This window comes from Blastococcus sp. HT6-30 (assembly GCF_039729015.1).
Lineage (GTDB): Bacteria > Actinomycetota > Actinomycetes > Mycobacteriales > Geodermatophilaceae > Blastococcus.
In genome coordinates this window covers 3264243-3279665 of the sequence record NZ_CP155792.1, presented here as the reverse complement: position 1 = coordinate 3279665, position 15423 = coordinate 3264243, and the positions used below count along the sequence as shown (strand labels likewise).

Sequence of the window (15423 nt, the reverse complement as noted above, 5' to 3'; positions counted from 1 at the left end):
CCGGCGGAGTGATCTTCCTCAGTCGGACGGGCCGGCGGTCGTGGGGGAGGCCTCGGACGGGGCGGTCCCACCCGACCGCGGCGCTCCGGAGCCGTCCGGCTGCGACGACAGGTCGCCGGGCAGGGCGGTGTCGGTCTCGCAGCCGTCCAGGTCGTCGCGCAGCCGTCGCTCCAGCGGCTGCAGCTCTCTGATCGCCTGGTCCAGACCGGAGATGTCCAGGCCCGCCGCGGCGTCGCCCAGGTCGTCGATGACGTCGACCAGGTCACTGGTCCCGTTCACGACACGCAGGCAGGCCTCGTTCACCGTGATCTCGGCGCTGGCCCCCGGGCCCTCGCCGCCCGGCGAGGACGGCTCGGCCGCACCGGTGCCGGCCGGGGACTCGGCGGCGGTGGCCGGTACCGGCGGCGGGTCCTCGCGGAGCAATCCGAGCAGGATCGCGCCTCCGAACAGGCCCGCGACGAAGGCCGGGGCGACCAGCCACCACGTCTTCGGCGCGCGCCCCGGCCGGCTGCCGGGTTCCTCGCGGTCGAGGGTGGGCTCGTCGGCAGCGGCCGGTGCTGCGGAGGCACCGGAGGTCGGCTCGGTGCGGTCCTCGGGCATGGGGATGTCCTTCCGCCTGCAGGTCGTCCCGGATCGCCCTACCCTCCTCCCACCACCGGTAGTCGGTGCCGGTCACAGGCTGGGAGGCCGTGTTGACTGCACGGTCGGCAGCGCGATCCGCGGTGCGGGCGCCGGTCCGAGGGCTGTCCGCCGTCGGCAGGGCGCTCCGCTCGGCCGTGGTGACCGGCCGGTGGATCGTCATGGGCCTCTGGCTGGCCGCCGCCGTCGTCGCCGTGCTGCTGCCGACGCCGTCGGGTGGCGGCGGCAGCAACAACTTCGGCAGCCTGCTGCCCGTCGGGAGCGAGGCGGCCCAGGTGCAGCAGCGCTCCCTCACCGAGTTCCGCGTTCCGGTGCTGTCCCAGACCGCGGTCGTCGTCCACGATCCGGGCGGGCTCAGTGCCCTCACCCGGGCCGACATCGCCCTGTGGGCGCTCCAGCACACCCAGGCCACCCTCCGCAGCGAGGCCCCGACCGCCGACGGGAACATCGTGGCCGCGGTGCCGCTGCCCACCTCCACCCCGGAGACGGCGGTCACCTACCTGTACACCACCGGCGGCACGTCGCTGGCCGACGGCACGGCGCTGGCTCGCCAGTACGCCCAGCACTTCCGCAACCAGCCGGACGTGCAGACCTACGTCACGGGCATCACCCCGGCGCGGGTGCAGCAGGCCGAGCACCTCGAGGCGCGGCTGCACCTGTTCGAGGTGGCGACCCTGGTGCTCATCGCCGTCGTCGTCGGGCTCACCTTCCGGTCGGTCGTGGCGCCCCTGGTGGTGCTGGCCGCCGCCGGGATCGGCTACCTGCTGGCCGTGCACCTCCTCGCGAGGGCGGCCGCCGCCTTCGGCTTCGCGCTGCCCGACCAGCTCCAGCCGCTCACCGCCGCGCTGCTCATCGGCGTGGTCACCGACTACTGCGTCCTGTTCTTCTCCGGCATGCGCCGCCACCTGGACACCGGGCTGGCGCCGCACGAGGCCGCCCGGCGCACCGTGACCACCGACGGCCCGATCGTCGCGGTCGCGGGCATCACCGTCGCGGCCGGGACCGCCGCGCTGCTGGTGGCCGACTTCGAGCTGTTCCGGGCGTTCGGCCCCGCGCTGTCGCTCACCGTCGTGGTCGGGGTCGTCGTCTCGCTGACACTGGTCCCGGCGGTGATCGCCGTCCTGGGGCCGTGGCTGTTCTTCCCGTCGGGCGTGGCGCGGGGCGGCGCACTGGACCGCCGGGCCGGACGGGGCGCCCGCTGGATGGCGCGGAGGACCTCCACCCGCCGCGGCGCCTGGGTCGCCGTGCTGCTCGGGGTGGGCGTCCTGGTGCCGGCGGCCCTGCCGCTGTCGGACCTGCGGCTGGACCTGTCGTTCGTCTCCGGGCTGCCCTCCGGCGATCCGGTGCGGGAAGGAGCGGAGATCCTCGACGACGCCGGCGTCCGCGGTGTCGTGGCACCCACCGAGGTGCTCGTGGAGGCTCCCGACATCGCCGAGCAGCGGGACGCGTTGGAACGGCTGCAGGAGCTGCTGGAGATGCAGCCGGGCGTGGCCCAGGTGCTCGGTGCCGCCCAGAACCCGCTGCCCGAGGAGTTCGGGATCGTGTTCTCGGCGGACGGCGACCTCGCCCGGTTCGTGGTGATCCTGGACAGCGATCCGCTGGCGGCCGACGCCATCGACGACCTGGCCCTCCTGCAGGACCGGTTGCCCGACCTGCTGGAGCAGGCCGGCGTGGAGGGGGCGACGGCGGGGGTGGCCGGGCAGACGGCGGTCGCCGCGGAGCTCGCGCTGATCACCCAGGAGAACCTCCGGCGCACCATGCTGGCGGCGCTGGTCGTGGAGTTCGTCATTCTGGCGCTCTACCTGCGTGCGCTGCTGGCGCCCCTGCTGCTGCTGGCCACCAGTGCGCTGGGGGTGGCCGCCGCCCTCGGGATCTCGGTCCTGGTGTTCCAGGAGCTCCTCGACGACCCGGGGCTGACCTTCTACGTCCCGTTCACCACGGCCGTGCTGCTGCTCGCGCTCGGCTCCGACTACAACGTGTTCGCCGTCGGGTCCATCTGGGAGGAGGCGGCCCGCCGGCCGTTGCGGGAGGCGATCGCGGTGGCGATGCCGGCCACCGCGCGCGCCATCAGCGCGGCGGGGGTCATCCTGGCGGCCACCTTCGCCATGGTGGCGATCATCCCGCTGGACAGCTTCCGGCAGGTCGCCTTCATCATGGCCCTGGGCCTGCTGATCGACACCTTCCTCATCCGGCCGGTGATCACGCCGGCCGTCCTCACCCTGCTCGGCCGTGCGGCGGGCTGGCCCAGCAGGCGGATCCGGACCTCCGGCGGCAGCCTGGACGCGGCGCAGCAGGACACCCTGCTGGAGGAGCGTGACGCCGGGATCGTGCCGGAACGGCAGCCCGCGGTCACCGGTGGACCGAGCGCATGAGAGGGACGGACATGGCCCGGCGGCTGGGAGGCCGTGGCGTGGGGATCGCCCTCGGCGTGCTGCTGGGCACCGTGCTGCTGCTGTGGGGAGCCGACCTGCTGGCCCGCCGTGCGGCCGAGGGGCTCGTCGCCCAGGCGCTGCAGGAGCGGACGGGGACGCTCGAGGAGCCGGAGGTCAAGGTGCGTGGCCCCCTGTTCCTCCCCCAGGTCCTCCGCGGTCGCTACGACGAGGTGGAGATCGCCATGCAGGAGGTCACCTCCGGGCCGCTGCGGATCACGTCCGTCGACGCCCGGCTCACCGACGTCTACCTGTCCTTCCACGACCTCCTGCGCGGTGACCCCGACCGGCTGCTCGTCACCGGCACCGAGGCCGAGGCCTTCCTGAGCTACGACGACCTGAACCGGTACCTGGACATGACCGGGCGTCCGCTGTCGCTCGAGGAGGCCGATCCCGGGGAGCTGCGGGTGACCGGGGCGGCGGACCTGCTCGGCAGCACGGTGGAGGCCTCCGCGGATGTCGACCTCGGCGCGGACGGGGACACGCTCGTCGTGGAGCCCAGGCGCTTCAGCGGCGTTCCCGGCCTGGGCGGGGTGAGCGAGCTGCTGCTCGCCGAACGGTTCACCTTCCGGGTGCCCCTGGACCCGCTGCCCTTCGCCCAGCGGATCAGCGACGTGCGACCCACCGACTCGGGGGTGCAGGTCGACGTCGTCGGGGACTGGGTGCTCATCGGCCCCTGAGCGACGCTCGGCTCAGCCGCGGGGCGGCACCGGGTTGACCGGGTCGTCGCCGAGGCCCACCGGGTCGGCCGGGGCCGCGCGGACGACCTCCAGCGCCGGCGTGGCCAGCAGCTCGGCGATGCACGCCGCCGTTCCGCCCACGTAGGTGCTCACCAGGTCGATGTCGGTCGCCACGAGCCAGGTGCGGTCCGACGGCCACCACAGGTTGGCGCTCTGCTCCGAGGGCTCCGGCGCCAGGTTGCGGGCGGCATCGGTGACCCGGCCCCGTACGAGGACGACGTCGCGCGCCCCGGGCAGCGGCAGCGTCGGCAGACCGCGCACGGCGTCGGCGTCGAAGCCGGAGCCCGCCCAGCGGCCGAAGAGGCAGCTGCCGGGCACGGCGGTGTGCCGGGCGAGCACGCGGGCCATGCGCCCGGCGACCGTGGTGGGCAGGTGCCCCTCGGCGGGAGCGCCGTCCCACGTGGGCGGCTGGCTGTCCTCGGTCAGGTACTCCCAGCCGCCGGTGACCGCGGGCCACTGCATGAGCGGATGGGCGACGGTGCCGTTGACGGCGGCGACGGAGGACCAGGTGATCTCGACGTCCTCGTCGCCGTCGTACCGGTAAGCGGGGTGCAGCACCCGGGCGTACGCGGGGAAGACCGGGGGCACGAGCGAGCCGACGGTGCCCCGGTCCTCGCGGGCGACCGCTCCGGCGATCCAGCTGCCGACCGACACATCGGTCTCGATGGGGAGTCCGCCGAGCTGCACGCCGACCTCCCCGGAGAACGGACAACCCCCGGGCTGCTCCGCGGCGCCTCCCTGAGGGGGCAGCACGCGGGCCGACTGGACAAATGTCGGCGGCCCGGGGGTCGGGTGACTGTCCGGTTCTCGCTCGCCGCCGTACGACGGACGGGCGATCATGCCGTCGTTCGAATTCCCATCCGAACGGGCGGCCCATCTGGACGGCGGCTAGCGGACAGCCACCTCACGAGTCCTGTAGCTCAGCAAGTTACGGACCACCTCCTCTCTCGTGTACGACGACGGTACGTCGGCGCGGAGGGCTCCGGCAACCGGATTTGTCAGCCGTCAGCGAACGGCCTGGCCGGCCGTCCCGGAGGCGGGGTGCCCTCCCAGTCGGGGTCGTGGTCGGCCTCGTCGTCGACCGTCTCGTAGGGGGCCGGCGGTGCCTCGCCCGTGCCAGCGGCGTCGGTGACGCCCCGCCCGGGCGGGGGTGCGCCCTCCCAGTCGGGGTCGTGGTCGGCCTCGTCGTCGACCGTCTCGTAAGCGGGCGGGGGAGCGTCGTCCTCGTCCCCGCGCGGGGTCCCGCCGAAGGTGTGGCCCGGTGGGGTCGCACCCTCCCGCTCGTGCTCGGCGCGGTCGTCGACGGTGTCCCAGGCGTCCGGGATCCCGTCCCGGTCGACGTCGCGGCTCTCCGCCGCGTACATCTGCTTGTAGCGGCGGTTCCGCAGCCGGAGGATGACTCCGGCGAGGACGGCGGCGAGCAGCGTGCCGAAGAGGATGCCGATCTTCGCGTGCTCGTAGCTCTCGCTCTCCGCGCCGTAGGCCAGCTCGGTGATCAGCAACGACACCGTGAAGCCCATGCCGCCGAGCAGGGCCAGGCCGACCACGTCGGCCCAGCCCAGGTTCTCGTCGAGCTGCGCCCGGGTGAAGCGCGCGATCAGCCAGGTGGCCCCGGTGATGCCGATCGCCTTGCCGGCCACCAGGCCGACCATGATGCCGATGGCGATGCTGTCGCCGAGCGACTCGCCCAGACCGGAGAGCCCACCGACGGCCACGCCCGCGGAGAAGAAGGCGAACACCGGGACGGCGACCCCCGCCGACAGCGGCCGGATGCGGTGCTCGAAGTGCTCGGCGAGCCCGGGTCCGGCGTCCGGTCCACCGGCCGCGGCGCTGCGGACGACCGGCACGGTGAAGGCCAGCAGCACGCCGGCGACCGTGGCGTGCACCCCCGACTCGTGCATGAGGACCCAGGTGGCCGCCGCGAGCGGCAGCAGCAGCCACCAGGAGCGGATCCGCTTCTGCACGAGGAAGCCGAAGATCGCCAGCGGCACCAGGGAGAGCAGCAGGGCCGGGACGACGAGCTGGGCGGTGTAGAAGACCGCGATGACGACGATGGCCAGGAGGTCGTCGACGACGGCAAGGGTGAGCAGGAAGGTGCGCAGCGCACTGGGCAGGTGGGTACTGATCACCGCGAGGACGGCGAGCGCGAAGGCGATGTCGGTGGCCGACGGGATCGCCCAGCCACGCAGGGCGCCCTCCGGTCCGCCGAGGTTGAGCAGGACGAAGAACAGGGCGGGCACCGCCATCCCGCCGACCGCCGCGGCGATCGGCAGCGCCGCACGGCGCGGGTCGCGGAGATCCCCGGCGACGAACTCGCGCTTCAGCTCCAGACCGGCGACGAAGAAGAAGATCGCCAGCAGCCCGTCGGCAGCCCACGTGCCCAGCGTGAGGTCCAGGTGCAGCGCAGCCGGCCCGACGCGGGTGTCGCGCAGGGCCTCGTAGGACTCCGCCCAGGGCGAGTTGGCCCAGATCAGCGCGATGGCCGCGCCCGTCAGCAGCAGGACGCCGCCGACGGTCTCCTTGCGGAGGACGGAGGCCACCCGGCTGGCCTCGGTCCAGGAGCCGCGCCCGAAGAGGCGGGCGGATGCGGGGGATGTCATGCGGCGGCTCCGTGGGGAAGGGTCGGCGGAGGGGCTGCCGACCAGACTTCCCGGCTCACCTTCCGTTCACGCTACCCGGCGAGCAGTTCCCGGACCCGTCGGGACAGCCCGGCGTCCCCCCGGCGCACCCCGTCGAGGGTGTGCACCGGTGCGGCGCCGCGCACCCCGGAGAGCAGCCACACGGCGTCGGCGGCGTGCAGGTCGTCGACCGTGCCGGCGGTGACGGCCGTGGGCCAGCCGTCGGCCTCCGCCCTGGCGAACAGCCGGGCCTGGGTGGTGCCGGCGAGGATGCCGGTGTCCACCGGCGGCGTGTGCAGGGTGCCGCGGGCGGCCCACACGACGGTCGAGGTCGGGCCCTCGAGGACCAGCCCCTCGAGGCTGGTGAAGACGACGTCGTCGGCGCCGAGGTCGTGCGCGTGACGCCCTGCCGCCATGTTGACCGCGTAGGACAGGGTCTTCGCGCCGCCGAGCAGCCACGGTGCCCGGGCGCGGAAGTCGGCGGGCACCCCCAGCCCCAGGCTGACCACCGACAGGCCCTCGGCCCGCTGCCGCAGCGTCTCCGGCGGCACGGGGGCGAGCAGCGCGAGCGCGGTCGGCGGGGCGCCGTCGCCCGGCCCACGCGTGAGGAACAGGCGGCACAGGCCCTCGGTGCCGGCGTCCCAGTCCGCCAGCACCGCGGCGACCAGCGCCGTCCAGACGGCGTCGCCGGGGGAGTCCAGCCCCAGGAGGGCGGCGGAGCGGGCGAACCGGGCCAGGTGCGCGTCCAGGTGCGGGGTGCGCCCGGCGACGACTGCGACGGACTCGAAGACGCCGTCCCCGCGGCCCAGGCCCTGGTCGAAGGCGGTCACCACCGGCTCGCCGGCGGGAACCGCCACCGCCACGCCATCCCGCCAGACCGCCACCCTGCGCTCCTCCGTCACGCGCCCAGCCTGCCCCACCCCCGGCATAGGCTCTCGCCATGGGCACGGACGACATCGCCGCGCCGCTCGCCGAGCAGTTGCGGGCCCGCGGCCTGCGGCTGACCCCGCAGCGCGCGCGGGTGCTGGCCGCGGTCTCGGCGCTGGCGCACACGACCCCGGAGGCCATCGGCGCGCGGCTGCGCGAGGAGGCCGGCCCGGGCGGCAGCGCTCCGGACACCTCGACGGTCTACCGCACGCTCGAGCTGCTGGAGCGGCTCGGCCTCGTGTGGCACACCCACCTGGGGCGGGGAGCGCCGGTCTACCACGCCGCCGAGCGGCCCCACCTGCACGTGGTCTGCAACTCCTGCGGGGAGATCTGCTCGGTGGCGCCCGACCTGCTCGACGAGGTGGCGGAACGTCTGGCGGCCGACCTGGGTTTCACCGTCGACGTCGGTCACGTCGCCCTCTCCGGCACGTGCCGCGCCTGCCGAGACCGCGCCCGAACGGAGTCGCCATGACCACGCCCTCGCCCCTGCTGTCCCGACCGGGGGCCGTGCCCGTCGAGGTGGGGCCGGAGGCGGCCCGCGCCGTCGCCGCCCACTACGGCGACCCGCTGCGCGAGCAGCGGGTGCTGGCCGAGGGCGCGGGTCTGGTCGACCGCAGCGACCGCGACGTGCTCGTGGTGCCCGGGGCCGACCGGCTGACGTGGCTGCACAGCATCACCAGCCAGCACTTCGAGCGGCTGGGCGACAGCACGGGCAGCGAGGCGCTGGTGCTCAGCCCGAACGGGCACGTGGAGCACCACCTGGTGGTCACCGAGCTGGCCGGCACCACCTGGGCCGACGTCGAGCCGGGCACCGGGGCCGCGCTGCACGCCTTCCTGGAGCGGATGCGGTTCATGCTGCGGGTGGAGCCCCGGCTGGTCACCGACGCCTGGGCGCTGCTGGGCGTGGTCGGGCCCGAGGGCCCGGCGGTGCTCGCGGCGGCGGGGCTGCCCGTGCCGGAGGCGGCCTACGGCGTGGTGGCGACCGGCGGTGGCTGGGTGCGGCGGATGCCGGCCCTGGGGGACGGGACCGCCGCGGCGTTCGACGTCCTGGCGCCGCGGGCCGACGTCGGGGTGGTCGCCGACCGCCTGCTGGCCGCCGGGGCCCGGCTCGCCGGGGTGTCGGCGTACGAGGCGCTGCGCGTCGAGGCCCGGCGGCCGCGCTTCGGGACCGACAGCGACCACCGCACCATCCCCAACGAACTCGAGTGGCTCACCACCGCCGTGCACCTGGAGAAGGGCTGCTACCGCGGGCAGGAGACCGTCGCCCGCGTGCACAACCTCGGACGCCCGCCCCGCCGGCTGGTGCTGCTGCACCTGGACGGCGTCAGCGAGGACCTCCCGGCCCCCGGCGAGCCGGTCCTGGCCGGCACCCGCACGGTCGGCCGGGTGGGCAGCGTCGTCCGCCACCACGAGCTCGGCGTGGTCGCTCTGGCGCTGGTGAAGCAGTCGGTGGCCCCGGGCGCCGCGCTCACCGTGGGCGGTTCTACGGCGGCCGTCGACCCCGACGACGCGCCGTCCGGGCCCGACGACACCCAGGCGGCGGCGCGTGACCGCGTGCGGGCCGTCCGGTCTGGGACGATCCCGCAGTGAGCCCGCCGCACCGCCGGCGCCCGCCGATCACCGCCGATGCCCGCGTGCCGGGCGTCCCGCCCCTGGAGGCCACCCCGTGAGCCCGAAGCCGTCCCCCGCCGGGGGTGCCGCCGTCGACGCGCTGCTGGACCCGTCATTCCTGGAGTCCGCGGTCCAGCGGCCGATGAGCGACGTGCGGCGGCTGCGCCGCGAGGCGGAGCAGCAGGAGGTCAATCTCTCCTACACCCGCCGCCTGCTCCAGGGCCGGCTGGACATCGTCCGGCGCGAGCTGCAGCGGCGGGCCGAGCACGACGGGCGGTCGCTGGTGGACCTCCTGCCGGAGATCCTCGCGGAGAAGGGCCGGGGCCCTGCGCACGGCCTCGGGCGGCACCAGACGGTCCAGCCGGCCGACCCGCAGGAGTACGAGTCCTGGGTGAACTCGCTGACCCCGGGTGCCGACCTGTCGGCGATCACCGAGCTCTCCGACGACGAGCTCGAGGAGGCCGCGCGCTCGCTCGCCGAGGCGGAGAAGGGCCTGTCGGAGCGCCGGCGCGGGGTGCAGCAGGTCATGGACGGGCTGGCCGCGGAGCTGGGCCGCCGGTACCGCGACGGCGAGGCCGATGTCGCCGCCCTGCTCGCCGACGAGGGCCGGCACTGAACGAGAACCGCCGCGCTCCTGCGGAAGCCGCGGCGCCGGTCGACCCCGTCCAGAGCCTCGCCCCGAGCGTGCGAGGGGTGCCGGGGACGGGATCCTCCGATCTGCAAGGAGGCCGTTCCTCGTCACGGTGGCCGGACAGCCCCGTTCTCGTCGAGGTGTGGCGGTCGGGGTTCCTGGAGTCGGTGCACCGGGGAGCGCTCGTGGTGCTCGGCGCGGGCGGGGACGTGCTGCTGGCCGCGGGGAACGTCGACCGGCCGGTGCTGCCCCGCTCGGCGAACAAGCCGGTGCAGGCGACCGCCTTGCTCGCCGCGGGCTGGGCCCCGCGCTCGGGCGAGGAGCTCGCCGTCGGCGCGGGTTCGCACAACGGCGAGGACGGTCACCGCGAGCTGGTCGCGGGAATGCTGGCAGCCGTCGGCCTGGGCCCCGACGACCTCGGCTGCCCGCCGGCCCTGCCGCAGCACGAGGGGACGAGGGCGGGCTGGCTGATCGCCGGCCGGGCCCCGGACCGCCTGGCGATGAACTGCTCGGGCAAGCACGCGGCGATGCTCTCGGCGTGCGTCGCCGCCGGCTGGCCGACCGTGGGCTACCTCGACCGCGCGCACCCGCTGCAGCAGGCGATCGAGACGCGGCTGGCCGAGGCGGCCGGGGAGCAGGTCGCGGCGGTCGTGGTCGACGGCTGCGGGGCTCCGCAGCACGCCCTGTCGCTCACCGGCCTGGCCCGCGGGGTGCTCTCGCTCGTGCAGGCGCGCGGGGGCTCGCGGGACCGGGCGGTGGCCGACGCGATGCGGGCGCACCCCTGGTTCGTCGCCGGCACCGGCCGGGAGGACACCGACCTCATGCAGGCGGTGCCCGGGCTGCTGGTCAAGGGCGGCGCGGACGGCGTCCACGTGACGGCGCTGCCCGGGAGGGGGGCGGTGGCACTGAAGCTCGACGACGGTGGGGACCGGGGGCGGACCCCGGCGCTCACGGCGGGGCTGCGCCGGCTCGGCGTGCCGGCCGAGGTGCTTGCTCCGTGGGCGCGTCCACCGGTGCCGGGGGGCGACGGCGTCGTCGGCCAGGTCCGGGAGAGCTCGACGCTGGCGGTCTGAGCTGCGACCTCGAGGTGTGAGGGTGTTCACGCCGAAGTGCTAACAGATTCGCTTGCAAGAGCAAGCGCGCGGGGTTAGCGTCGTATCCGTGCAGACCCCCGGTGAGTTCGTCCGCGAACAGGTGACGACGGTCCGCTCGACGGTGGACCGGGTCGCCGGCAGCGTGGCCGACTCGGTCGCCGACGCCTCCGGCGTCTCGGCGGTCGGCTCGGTCGGCGACTTCATCCGTGAGCAGCGCAACGCCGCGCGCGTCTCGCTGCGCGAGCTGGCCCGCACCGCCGGCGTCAGCAATCCCTACCTGTCCCAGGTGGAGCGGGGCCTCCGCAAGCCCTCGGCGGAGATCCTCGCGTCGATCGCCCGGGGCCTGAAGATCTCGGCCGAGACGCTCTACGAGCAGGCGGGGATCCTCGACCGGCGTACCGGGAACCCGGACACCGTGGCGGCGATCCGCAACGACGACGCGCTGTCCGAGCGGCACAAGGCCGTCCTGCTCGAGCTCTACGAGACCTACGTCCGCGAGCACCGGGCGTCGTCCCCGGCCGCCAGCTGAACGTCCCCCACCCCCCACTCCCAAGGAGTCGGCATGACCCCCACCCAGACCGTGAAGCAGTACGGCGAGTTCGCCGTCGCCCAGAGCCGCACCCTCGCCGAGCAGGCCCGCACCCCGCTGCTGGCCTTCGTCGGCGCCGGTGACCTGGCCGTCGAGCGGGCCCGCACCGCCGTCGCCTCGTTCCGCTCCAAGGCCGAGGCGCTGCCCGGCGAGGCCCAGGTCCAGGCCGACCTGGTCGTGAAGGAGGCCCGCACCCGGGCCACCGAGGCGGCCGGCACCGCCCGGACCACCGCCCAGCAGCTGGCCACCGCCGTCCGTCCCGAGGCGCTGCGCAGCACCGTCGCCGAGCTGGTCGAGCAGGCCCGCAGCCAGGCCGTCACGACCGTCGAGACCCTGGCCGAGCGTGGCGCCGAGGTCGTCGAGGACCTGCGCCGCCAGCCCGGCGTCCGCCGGATCGTCCGCCGCGCCGAGCAGGCCGTCGACAGCGTCGAGGACACCCTCGACGACGTCCTCGAGGACACCGCGGAGGCCGTCGTCGAGGCCTCCAACGAGGTGACCTCCGTGGCGCAGAAGACCGCGGCCAAGGCCACCAAGGTGGCGGCCGAGGCCGAGGACAAGCTCGAGGACGCCGCCGACGCGACCAAGGACGTCGCCGAGGAGGCCGTCGCGGCGCCCGAGGCCCGCACCACCGGCAAGAAGAGCAGCGCCGCCGCGCGCAAGTCGCCGGCCGACGCCACCTCGGCCCGCGTGACCCGGGCCCGCACCGCCAAGCCGGCGGACCCGACCGCGGTGCCCACGAAGAAGAGCTGACGTCCCCCGGACGTCGGACCACCGACCAGGGCCCCGGAGCTGCGACCAGCGCTCCGGGGCCCTGTCGCGTCCCCGGCCGCCCCTCCTCGGGGGTGAGTCGGCCCGCGCAGCCGGCCGGGGTGCGCCCGGGCGCGGGTAGGCTCGCGGCATGGGCCTGTTCGACGGATGGCTGCTGCTCATCCTGTACTGGGCGTCGCTGGCGCTGACCGCCTGGGCGTTCGTCGACGCCCTGATCCGGCCCGCCTCCGGGTACGTGGCGGCCGGCAAGCTGACCAAGCCGGGGTGGGCCGCGATCACCGGTCTCGCCCTGCTGATCATCTTCTGGCAGAAGACGCCGATGTCCCTGCTGGGGCTGCCCGCCGTCATCGCCGCGACCGTCTACCTGGTGGACGTGCGGCCCGCCGTCCGCGGCCTGAGCAGCGGGAACAGCTGGTAGCCGGCGCACCCCCCCTGCCGGCCCGCCTCAGGGCTGGTCGTCGGCCGGCATCAGCACCCGGACAGCAGATGGGCGCTGAGCTGCGGCCGAGGAGCACGCATGGGCGGCTCCGGGACCGCCTCGTGGTGGCTGCTCAGCGGCCGAACACACCGGCGGGCGGCTCGGGCGAGGCCTGGGCGTCGTCGTCGGAGACCGGGCGGGCGTTGCCCGTGAACCGGTGGAGGTCGGCGCCGTCGACCACGCGCGACGGCATCGGGTCGCGCGCGCAGGCGCGGCTGAGGTCGGCCAGCGGCAGCTCGGCGTCGGACGCGACGGCGACCAGGTTGCCGAACCGGCGGCCGCGGAGCGTGCCCGGCTCGGCCAGCAGGCACACGTGCCGGAAGGCGGCGCGCAGCGTGGCGACCTGCCCGCGGGCGAACCGCAGCGGCGGGCCGTCGGCGACGTTGGCCGCGTAGACGCCCCCGGGGCGGAGCACCCGGGCGACCTCGGCCACGAACTGCGCAGTGGTCAGGTGCGCCGGGGTCCGGGCGCCGGCGAAGACGTCGGTCACGACGACGTCGGCGCTCGCCGTGTGCATCGTCCCCAGCGCCTCGCGGGCGTCGGCGGCACGGACCCGGATGCGGGCGTGCCGGGGAAGGGGCAGGAACTCGCGCACCAGCCGGGTGAGCGGCTCGTCGATCTCGGCCACCCGCTGCCGGGAGCCGGGCCGGGTGGTGGCGAGATACCGCGGCAGCGTGAGCGCACCTCCGCCCAGGTGCACCACGTCCAGGGCGGCGCCGGGCGTCGCGGCGAGGTCGAGCACGTGCCCGATCCGGCGGACGTACTCGAACTCCAGGTGCGCGGGATCGTCGAGGTCGACGTGCGACTGCGGGGTGCCGTCCACCAGGAGCATCCACGACCCGTCGCGATCGGCGTCCGCGAGCAGCTCGGCCGTGCCGCCCGCGACGGCGACCGGCCCCGGTGGGAGCCTCACGCCCCGACCGGCGCGACCGCCGACCAGCGCACGGTGACCTCGCCGTGCCGCCACCGCCGGCTCGAGCCCACCAGCGGCCAGCCCTGCTCGCCCAGCGCCTCCACCGCGGCGGTCCAGCGCTGGCGGGGGCCGAACGCGCTCATCCCCGCCGCGGCGGCCCAGGTCGCGTCGAAGGCGCGCAGGAACGCGTGCACCGGCTGCCCCGGCACGTTGTGGTGGATCAGCGCCTTGGGCAGGCGCTCGGCGAGGTCCGACGGCGTCGAGATGTCGGTCACCCGGGCGGCCAGCGTGAGGGTGAGCGGGCCGTCGGCATCCAGCGCCACCCACGCGGAGCGGCGCCCCCACTCGTCGCAGGTGCCCTCGACGACCAGCCCACCGGGCGCGAGCGCCCCGCGCATCGTGTCCCAGGCGCGGGCGGCGGACTCCTCGTCGTACTGCCGCAGCACGTTGAAGGCGCGGACCAGCACCGGCTGCAGCCCGGCCAGCTCGAACCCGCCCACCCGGAAGTCCACCCGGGGCGGGTCCCGGTCGGCCGCCACCGCCGCCACCCGGGCGGGATCGATCTCCAGGCCGACGACCTCCAGGCCGTCGACCTCGGGCGCCAGCCGCTCCACCAGCTCCAGCGTCGTCACGGCGGACGAGCCGTAGCCGAGGTCGACCACGAGCGGCCGCGCCGAGTCGCGCAACCGCGGCACCTGGGTGGCCAGCACCCAGCGGTCGACCCGGCGCAGCCGGTTGGCGTTCGTCGTCCCGCGGGTCGGGAGGCCCAGGGCCCGGGCCCGCCCGGCGGCCAGCCGGGGCGCCTTGCGCGGCGGCTGAGGGGACAGCGAGGCCCGGCGCTTGTGCTCGTCGCCCGCCTCGCTCACCGGAGGGAAGCGTAGCCCCGGCTACCGTCGACCCGTGCAGGTGCGATCCGACGTCCCGCTGGCGGAGCTGACGACCCTCGCCGTCGGCGGCCCCGCCGAACGGCTCATCGAGGTGGAGACCCCGGCCGAGCTGGTGGCGGCGGTGCGCGACGCCGACGAGGCCGGCCGCCCGCTGCTGCTCGTCGGCGGCGGGTCGAACCTCATCGCGCCGGACGAGGGCTGGCCCGGCGACGTCGTCGCCGTCCGCACCCGGGGCATCGACCGGAGCGGCGACTGGCTGACCGTCCAGGCGGGGGAGGACTGGGACGCGCTCGTCGCGCACACGGTCGGGGAGCGGCTGGCCGGCATGGAGGCGCTCTCGGGCATCCCCGGGTCGACCGGCGCCACGCCGGTGCAGAACGTGGGTGCCTACGGCCAGGAGGTCGCCCAGACGATCACCGGGGTCCGGGTCTACGACCGAGCCGGGAGGACCGAGCGGTTCCTCGCTCCCGCCGAGTGCGGTTTCGCCTACCGCGACAGCCGGCTCAAGCGCGAGCCCGGCCGCTTCGTCGTCCTGGACGTGACCTTCGCGCTCGATCCCGGGGAGCTGTCGGCGCCCGTCGCGTACGCGGAGCTGGCGCGCACCCTGGGCATCGAGGTCGGTCGGCGCGCCCCGCTGGCCGACGTCCGGGACGCGGTGCTGGCGCTGCGCCGGGGCAAGGGCATGGTCTGGGACCCGGCCGACCCCGACAGCCGCAGCGCCGGGTCGTTCTTCACCAACCCCATCGTGGCCGCGGCGCGCGCCGTCGAGGGCTGCCCGAGCTGGCCCGCCGGCGACGGCCGGGTGAAGCTCAGCGCCGCGTGGCTGGTGCAGCACGCAGGGTTCGGCCGCGGCACCCGGGACGGCCGCGTCGGCACGTCGTCGCGGCACAGCCTGGCGCTCACCACCGAGGACGGCGCGACGGCGGCCGAGCTGCTCGCCTTCGCCGACCGCGTGGTCGCCACCGTACGCGAGCGGTTCGGGGTGACCCTCGTGCGGGAGCCGACGACTCCGTCGCCCTACCGGGCGACCCCGCCACCAGCTGCCGTCCCCCCGTTGCCCTGAGCCGCTGGGTCGCGCCGAGTGGGACCCTCCGGGCCC

Annotated in this window: 16 protein-coding genes; 10 read left to right on the top strand and 6 right to left on the bottom strand. The window is 75.6% G+C overall.

All coding sequences use genetic code 11. The features are described 5' to 3' along the window. Positions 1 to 18: 18 nt before the first annotated feature. A complete protein-coding gene (locus ABC795_RS15885; RefSeq protein ID WP_347058133.1) occupies positions 19 to 600 on the bottom strand; it encodes a hypothetical protein in 582 nt (193 codons plus the stop codon). 179 nt (positions 601 to 779) lie between these two features. Here ABC795_RS15885 and ABC795_RS15880 point away from each other — a divergent pair, with 179 nt between their 5' ends. Together ABC795_RS15880 and ABC795_RS15875 are read left to right on the top strand one after the other, a co-directional pair. Beyond that, a complete protein-coding gene (locus ABC795_RS15880; protein WP_347058132.1) occupies positions 780 to 3011 on the top strand; it encodes an MMPL family transporter in 2232 nt (743 codons plus the stop codon). Positions 3012 to 3049: 38 nt separating this feature from the next. Then, on the top strand, positions 3050 to 3748 hold the full coding sequence (locus ABC795_RS15875; protein WP_347058131.1) for a DUF2993 domain-containing protein: 699 nt from the start codon (positions 3050 to 3052) through the stop codon (positions 3746 to 3748). Positions 3749 to 3760: 12 nt separating this feature from the next. Here the strand turns inward: ABC795_RS15875 and ABC795_RS15870 are convergent, their stop codons facing one another. The 3 genes from ABC795_RS15870 to ABC795_RS15860 form a co-directional block, all read right to left on the bottom strand. Continuing rightward, complete coding sequence (locus ABC795_RS15870) at positions 3761 to 4495, bottom strand: hypothetical protein (protein ID WP_347058130.1); 735 nt, start codon at positions 4493 to 4495, stop codon at positions 3761 to 3763. A 311-nt stretch (positions 4496 to 4806) separates the two neighbouring features. After that, entirely contained in the window at positions 4807 to 6408 is a 1602-nt protein-coding gene (nhaA, locus tag ABC795_RS15865; protein WP_347058129.1) for a Na+/H+ antiporter NhaA, read from the bottom strand. A 71-nt stretch (positions 6409 to 6479) separates the two neighbouring features. Continuing rightward, positions 6480 to 7310, bottom strand: coding sequence for an aminotransferase class IV (locus tag ABC795_RS15860; protein ID WP_347058128.1), 831 nt, complete (start codon positions 7308 to 7310; stop codon positions 6480 to 6482). 56 nt (positions 7311 to 7366) lie between these two features. Here ABC795_RS15860 and ABC795_RS15855 point away from each other — a divergent pair, with 56 nt between their 5' ends. The 7 genes from ABC795_RS15855 (at position 7367) to ABC795_RS15825 (ending at position 12464) form a co-directional block, all read left to right on the top strand. Beyond that, positions 7367 to 7825 (top strand): Fur family transcriptional regulator, encoded by a 459-nt coding sequence (locus tag ABC795_RS15855; RefSeq protein WP_347058127.1) that lies wholly within the window; start codon positions 7367 to 7369, stop codon positions 7823 to 7825. Then, positions 7822 to 8943: a folate-binding protein gene (locus ABC795_RS15850; RefSeq protein WP_347058126.1), complete on the top strand. Its 1122-nt coding sequence runs from the start codon at positions 7822 to 7824 to the stop codon at positions 8941 to 8943. Before ABC795_RS15855 ends, ABC795_RS15850 begins: the two co-directional genes overlap by 4 nt. A gap of 76 nt (positions 8944 to 9019) precedes the next feature. Continuing rightward, the gene (locus tag ABC795_RS15845) at positions 9020 to 9580 is read left to right on the top strand and encodes an aerial mycelium formation protein (protein WP_347058125.1); all 561 of its coding nucleotides are present in this window, start codon (positions 9020 to 9022) and stop codon (positions 9578 to 9580) included. A gap of 155 nt (positions 9581 to 9735) precedes the next feature. After that, entirely contained in the window at positions 9736 to 10668 is a 933-nt protein-coding gene (locus ABC795_RS15840) for an asparaginase (protein WP_347058124.1), read from the top strand. 88 nt (positions 10669 to 10756) lie between these two features. Continuing rightward, positions 10757 to 11218 carry a helix-turn-helix transcriptional regulator gene (locus tag ABC795_RS15835; protein WP_347058123.1) on the top strand — a complete coding sequence of 154 codons (462 nt, stop codon included), beginning with the start codon at positions 10757 to 10759 and terminating at the stop codon, positions 11216 to 11218. A 33-nt stretch (positions 11219 to 11251) separates the two neighbouring features. Next, on the top strand, positions 11252 to 12028 hold the full coding sequence (locus ABC795_RS15830) for a hypothetical protein (protein ID WP_347058122.1): 777 nt from the start codon (positions 11252 to 11254) through the stop codon (positions 12026 to 12028). A 148-nt stretch (positions 12029 to 12176) separates the two neighbouring features. After that, positions 12177 to 12464: a DUF2516 family protein gene (locus ABC795_RS15825; protein ID WP_347058121.1), complete on the top strand. Its 288-nt coding sequence runs from the start codon at positions 12177 to 12179 to the stop codon at positions 12462 to 12464. A gap of 133 nt (positions 12465 to 12597) precedes the next feature. Here ABC795_RS15825 and ABC795_RS15820 read toward each other — a convergent pair whose 3' ends face one another. Further along, a complete protein-coding gene (locus ABC795_RS15820; protein WP_347058120.1) occupies positions 12598 to 13437 on the bottom strand; it encodes a fused MFS/spermidine synthase in 840 nt (279 codons plus the stop codon). Further along, positions 13434 to 14303 (bottom strand): class I SAM-dependent methyltransferase, encoded by an 870-nt coding sequence (locus tag ABC795_RS15815; protein WP_347058119.1) that lies wholly within the window; start codon positions 14301 to 14303, stop codon positions 13434 to 13436. Before ABC795_RS15815 ends, ABC795_RS15820 begins: the two co-directional genes overlap by 4 nt. A 34-nt stretch (positions 14304 to 14337) precedes the next feature. On the opposite strand from ABC795_RS15815, the gene ABC795_RS15810 reads away from it, so the two are divergent. Next, positions 14338 to 15387, top strand: coding sequence for a UDP-N-acetylmuramate dehydrogenase (locus ABC795_RS15810; protein ID WP_347058118.1), 1050 nt, complete (start codon positions 14338 to 14340; stop codon positions 15385 to 15387). Positions 15388 to 15423: the final 36 nt, after the last annotated feature.

Coding starts and splice junctions, on each gene's coding strand:
- ABC795_RS15855 (WP_347058127.1), top strand. CDS start 7,367: ATGGGCACGGACGACATCGCCGCGCCGCTCGCCGAGCAGTTGCGGGCC.
- ABC795_RS15850 (WP_347058126.1), top strand. CDS start 7,822: ATGACCACGCCCTCGCCCCTGCTGTCCCGACCGGGGGCCGTGCCCGTC.
- ABC795_RS15825 (WP_347058121.1), top strand. CDS start 12,177: ATGGGCCTGTTCGACGGATGGCTGCTGCTCATCCTGTACTGGGCGTCG.
- ABC795_RS15830 (WP_347058122.1), top strand. CDS start 11,252: ATGACCCCCACCCAGACCGTGAAGCAGTACGGCGAGTTCGCCGTCGCC.
- nhaA (WP_347058129.1), bottom strand. CDS start 6,408: ATGACATCCCCCGCATCCGCCCGCCTCTTCGGGCGCGGCTCCTGGACC.
- ABC795_RS15885 (WP_347058133.1), bottom strand. CDS start 600: ATGCCCGAGGACCGCACCGAGCCGACCTCCGGTGCCTCCGCAGCACCG.